Source organism: Streptomyces coryli (genome assembly GCF_011044975.1).
Taxonomy (GTDB): Bacteria; Actinomycetota; Actinomycetes; order Streptomycetales; family Streptomycetaceae; genus Streptomyces; species Streptomyces coryli.
This window is the reverse complement of sequence record NZ_JAAKZV010000395.1, coordinates 1-4,616: the sequence shown is the minus strand read 5'-3', so window position 1 is coordinate 4,616 and position 4,616 is coordinate 1. Positions and strand designations below refer to the sequence as shown.

Below are 4,616 nucleotides of genomic sequence, written 5' to 3'. Positions count from 1 at the left end.
AAGGCGCACCGCGAGGAGCCAACGCAGTGATCCGCTTCGACCAGGTCTCCGTGACGTACGACGGCGCCCCCGCACCCGCCCTCGCCGACGTCACCCTCGACATCCCCGAGGGCGAACTGGTGCTGCTCGTCGGCCCGTCAGGCGTCGGCAAGTCCACCCTCCTCGGCTGCGTGAGCGGCCTGGTCCCGCACTTCACCGGCGGCACCCTCAGCGGCAGCGTCACCGTCGCGGGCCGCGACACCCGCACCCACCGCCCCCGCGACCTCGCCGACCTGGTCGGCACCGTCGGCCAGGACCCGGCCGCGCACTTCGTCACCGACACGGTCGAGGACGAGCTCGCCTACGGCATGGAGTCCCTCGGCCTCCCGCCCGACACCATGCGCCGCCGCGTCGAGGAGACCCTCGACCTCCTCGGCCTCGCCGACCTCCGCGACCGCCCGATCGCCTCCCTCTCCGGCGGCCAGCAGCAGCGCGTCGCCATCGGCTCGGTCCTCACCCCGCACCCGCAGGTCCTCGTCCTGGACGAGCCCACCTCCGCCCTCGACCCCGCCGCCGCGGAGGAGGTCCTCGCCGTCCTGCAGCGCCTGGTCCACGACCTGGGCACGACGGTCCTGATGGCGGAGCACCGCCTCGAGCGCGTCGTCCAGTACGCCGACCAGGTCGTCCTGCTCCCCGGCCCGGGCGAGCCCCCGGTCGTCGGCGCGCCCGCCGACGTCATGGCGGTCTCCCCGGTCGCCCCGCCCGTCGTCTCCCTGGGCAAGCTGGCCGGGTGGTCCCCCCTGCCCCTGTCGGTACGGGACGCCCGCCGCAAGTCGGCCGGGCTCCGCGACCGCCTCGGCGCCCTCCCGCGGCCCGCCGACGCGGCGGCCAGGACCACCGGCAGCACCATCGCGGAAACCAGGAGCCTCAGCGTCCACCGCGGCCGCACCGAAGCCCTCCGCCAGGTCACCCTCACCCTCAGCCCGGGCGAGACCATCGCCCTCATGGGCCGTAACGGCGCGGGGAAATCCACCCTCCTCCGCACCCTGGTCGGCATGCACGAGCCGGCCGCCGGCTCCGTCACCCTGAGCGGCACCGCCAAGCCGCACAAGACGAAGCCCGCCGCACTCCTCCGGCACGCGGGCCTGGTCCCCCAGGACCCCCGCGACCTGCTCTACGCCGACAGCGTCGCCGCCGAGTGCACCGCGGCCGACCACGACGCGAAAGCGTCGCCCGGCACCTGCCGCGCCCTGGTGGCCGACCTGCTCCCCGGCGTCCCCGACGACGTCCACCCCCGCGACCTCTCCGAGGGCCAGCGCCTCGCCCTCGCGCTCGCTGTGATCCTCACCGCGAGCCCGCCGCTCCTCCTCCTCGACGAGCCCACCCGCGGCCTCGATTACGCCGCCAAGTCCCGCCTCACCGCGATCCTCCGCGACCTGGCGGCCCGCGGCCACGCGATCGTCCTGGCGACCCACGATGTGGAGCTCGCCGCCGAACTCGCCCACCGGGTGGTGATCCTCGCCGAGGGCGAGGTGGTCGCCGACGGCCCGACCGCCGAGGTCGTCGTGTCGTCCCCGGCCTTCGCCCCCCAGGTGGCGAAGATCCTGAACCCGCTCCCGTGGCTCACGGTCCCGCAGGTCGCCCGCGCCCTGGACGAGGCGGCGTGATGAAGCACCTCCAGTCCATGGCCCAGGCCCAAGCCGTCCGCCTCGGCCCGCGCGCCCTCATCGCGCTGGCCTTCGTCTCCGCCATCGGCCTCGCCGCCTTCACCTGGCCGCTCTTCGCCTCCCCCGAGTCGGGTCTGGTCAGCGCCCACTCCCAGGACGCCCCCTGGCTCTTCGCCGCCCTGCTCCCGCTCCTCCTGGCCGTCGCCGTCGCCGTCATCGGCGACTCCGGTCTGGACGCGAAAGCGATCGCCATGATCGGCGTACTCGCCGCCGCCGGCGCCGCCCTCCGCCCGCTGGGCGCGGGCGGGGCCGGCATCGAGCCGATGTTCTTCCTCATCGTGCTGGCCGGAAGGGTGCTCGGCCCGGGCTTCGGCTTCGTGCTCGGTTCCGTGACGATGTTCGCCAGCGCGCTGCTGGTCGGCGGCGTCGGACCCTGGATGCCTTTTCAGATGCTCGCGATGGGCTGGGTCGCGATGGGCGCCGGATTTCTCCCCGGAAGTGATCGCCTCCGCGGTCGCCGCGAACTGATCCTCATTGCCTCATACGGAGCAATTTCGGCAATCGCTTATGGGACCATCATGAATCTCCAGGGATGGCCCTACCTTGGCGGAATGTCGACGAACATCAGTTTCGTTCCCGGCGATCCACTGCACGAGAATCTGGGCCGCTTCATCGCCTACTGCCTGGCAACTTCCATGGGTTGGGACCTCCCGCGGGCCGTATTCACCGCCCTCCTCACGCTCACTCTCGGTACACCCATCCTCAAAGCATTGCGCCGCGCCACCCGCCGAGCAGCCTTTTCCGCACCCGTCAATTTCACCGACGCCAACTCGCCTCTCCACAGGCGGGGATCTCACATCTGATATACGTTCCGCGTATGGCAGACGATTACCTCGTACGCATCGGCAAACTCATCCGCACGGCCCGGCAAAGCCGGGGCTGGACCCAGAACCACCTTGCCGAAGCACTCGGCACCAGCCAGAGCGCGGTCAATCGGATCGAGCGCGGCAACCAGAACATCAGCCTCGAAATGATCGCCCGCATCAGCGAGGCGCTGGACAGCGAGATCGTCTCCCTCGGCACCGGCGGCCCTATGCACCTCAGGGTGTCGGGCGGCCGCCAGCTCTCCGGCTCGATCGACGTCAAGACCTCCAAGAACGCCTGCGTCGCCCTGCTGTGCGCGACGCTCCTCAACTCCGGCCGCACGGTGCTGCGCCGGGTCGCCCGTATCGAAGAGGTCTTCCGCATCCTCGAGGTGCTGGCCTCGATCGGCGTCCGCACCCGCTGGATCAACGACGGCGCCGACCTCGAGGTGATCCCGCCTGCCGATCTGGATCTCGACGCGCTCGACACCGAGGCGGCCCGCCGCACCCGCTCCGTGATCATGTTCCTGGGCCCGCTGCTGCACCGCGAGGAGCGCTTCAAGCTCCCGTACGCCGGCGGCTGCGACCTCGGCACCCGCACCGTCCAGCCGCACATGAGCGCGCTGCGCCACTTCGGCCTGGACATCACCGCGACCGAGGGCACGTACCACTGCGAGGTGGAGCCGGGCATCACGCCGGACCGCGCCATCGTCCTGACCGAGCGCGGCGACACCGTCACCGAGAACGCGCTGCTGGCCGCCGCCCGCCACGACGGCATCTCGGTCATCCGCAACGCCAGCTCCAACTACATGGTCCAGGACCTGTGCTTCTTCCTGGAGGAGCTGGGCGTACGGATCGAGGGCGTCGGCACCACGACGCTGACGGTGCACGGCATCAAGCACATCGACCGCGACGTCGACTACTCCCCGTCCGAGGACCCGGTGGAGGCGATGAGCCTGCTCACCGCCGCCGTGGTCACCTCCTCCGAGCTGACCATCCGCCGCGTCCCCCTCGAGTTCCTGGAGATCGAGCTCGCGGTGCTGGAGGAGATGGGCCTCGACCACGACCGCGGCCCGGAGTACGCCGCCGACAACGGCCGCACCCGGCTGATCGACCTGACGGTCCGCCCGTCGAAGCTGCAGGCGCCGATCGACAAGATCCACCCGATGCCGTTCCCCGGCCTGAACATCGACAACGTCCCGTTCTTCGCGGCCATCGCGGCCTCCGCCCAGGGCTCGACCCTCATCCACGACTGGGTCTACGACAACCGAGCCATCTATCTCACCGAGCTGACCCGCCTCGGCGCCGGCGTCAAGCTCCTCGACCCGCACCGGGTGCTGGTCGAGGGCCCGACGCGCTGGCGCGAGACAGAGATGATCTGCCCGCCGGCGCTGCGCCCCGCGGTGGTCGTCCTCCTCGGCATGATGGCGGCCGAGGGCACGAGCGTGCTGCGCAATGTCTACGTCATCAACCGCGGATACGAGTCCCTGGCCGACCGCCTCAACTCGGTCGGCGCCCGCATCGAGACCTTCCGGGACATCTAACCGGCCGCCCTGACCGGCGGGTTGAAACGCGAGAACTCCGGCTCGCTCCAGCGCAGCGGCAGCGCGCCGGAGTTCTCGCTGACCTCGGTCACCTCGAAGTCCACCAGCCGCTTCGCCCCCGGCACCTTCGCGGCCTCCGCCGCGTCCCAGACCGTGCGCGCGGTCCCGGTGACCTGGAGCAGACCGCCCGTCTCCCAGTCGGGGAAGACGAGACCAGCGGCGGGGTTGAGCTCCAGATTGCCCAGGGTCAGGAACATGGCGTTGCCCTGATAGTCCGGCCAGCGCAGCCGCGTGGGCGACAGCACCTCGACAAAGCCCGGGTTGCCGCCGCGGTGCGAGGCGTCCGCGTCACCCTCTCCCGAGGCCGTGGCGATGAAGAACGTATCCGCGGTACTGACCGCGAGCTGCTGTGCCGTGGTGAGCTCGGCGCCCCGGCTGGTGGTGCGCGGCTCGCCGCCGTCCTGCGCGACGGTGCCGTACTCCCGGCGCTGCAGGTATTTGGGGCAGTTGGAGATGACCTGATCCAGTCGCACCCGCAGCCCATCCTCCCCCTGCCCTCCCTC

The 4,616-nt window shown here is 71.2% G+C and carries 4 protein-coding genes; 3 read left to right on the top strand and 1 reads right to left on the bottom strand.

What is annotated here, in order from left to right; genetic code table 11:
- Window positions 1–26: 26 nt before the first annotated feature.
- From G5C51_RS39975 to G5C51_RS39965, 3 genes are read left to right on the top strand one after another with little or no spacing between them, the layout of a single operon-like run.
- Window positions 27–1,646 (top strand): ATP-binding cassette domain-containing protein, encoded by a 1,620-nt coding sequence (locus tag G5C51_RS39975; RefSeq protein WP_165245531.1) that lies wholly within the window; start codon window positions 27–29, stop codon window positions 1,644–1,646.
- A complete protein-coding gene (locus tag G5C51_RS39970) occupies window positions 1,646–2,509 on the top strand; it encodes an ECF transporter S component (RefSeq protein ID WP_165245529.1) in 864 nt (287 codons plus the stop codon). The genes G5C51_RS39975 and G5C51_RS39970 overlap by 1 nt, the downstream gene beginning before the upstream one ends.
- A gap of 14 nt (window positions 2,510–2,523) precedes the next feature.
- Window positions 2,524–4,053 (top strand): helix-turn-helix domain-containing protein, encoded by a 1,530-nt coding sequence (locus G5C51_RS39965; RefSeq protein ID WP_165245527.1) that lies wholly within the window; start codon window positions 2,524–2,526, stop codon window positions 4,051–4,053.
- On the opposite strand, the gene G5C51_RS39960 is transcribed toward G5C51_RS39965, so the two are convergent.
- Window positions 4,050–4,616: pyridoxamine 5'-phosphate oxidase family protein (locus tag G5C51_RS39960; RefSeq protein WP_206314834.1), on the bottom strand; the 567-nt coding region annotated here is incomplete at its 5' end. The two genes, G5C51_RS39965 and G5C51_RS39960, sit on opposite strands and share 4 nt — an antisense overlap.